The following is a 509-nucleotide window of genomic DNA, read 5'->3' as shown; positions in this document are numbered from 1 at the left end:
ACCCAGCCACCGTTGCGTGTTGAGCGACAGTTTCCCGTTGCCTGCCAGTTGCACCGTTCCCTGGTTGTTATCGGCCTGATGCGCGGTGAGATGCAGGTCCTCGCCCTGACTGGCAATAGTGCCCTGATGGTTGTCGAGCCGGTCAGTGGTGAGGGTCAATTTCCCCTGATTGAACACGGTCCCCTCACGGTTATTCAGGGTGCGGGTATGGAGCATCAGTTCACCGGTACCGGTCTGGTTAATTTTTCCCTGCTGATTGGATAAATCCGGCGTTGTGAGGTGGATTGCCCTCGCCACTAACTGGCCGCCGTCGTTGTTAAACTGGCCCGGCGTTTTTGCGGTCAAACGGTCGGCGTTGACGCTGGCGCGAGCGGTACTGATGCCCGCTTGACCGGCGGTGAGTTGAATCTGACCGGCTGCGGTCTGGCTGTCGCTCAGGTCAATCCGCTGACTGTGGATAGCCAGCGTATCGGCGGCCAGATTTTTGCCCTTAGCCTGAACGTGCTGCG

At 58.9% G+C, this 509-nt stretch carries 1 protein-coding gene; it reads right to left on the bottom strand.

Translation table 11 applies throughout. The features are described from left to right. Window positions 1-509 (bottom strand): hypothetical protein (locus tag AACQ38_RS23880; RefSeq protein ID WP_165579257.1); only part of this gene is annotated, 509 nt, incomplete at both ends.

The organism is Photorhabdus sp. RW14-46 (assembly GCF_963887965.1).
Taxonomy (GTDB): Bacteria; Pseudomonadota; Gammaproteobacteria; order Enterobacterales; family Enterobacteriaceae; genus Photorhabdus; species Photorhabdus laumondii.
This window is presented reverse-complemented; position numbering and strand designations above follow the sequence as displayed.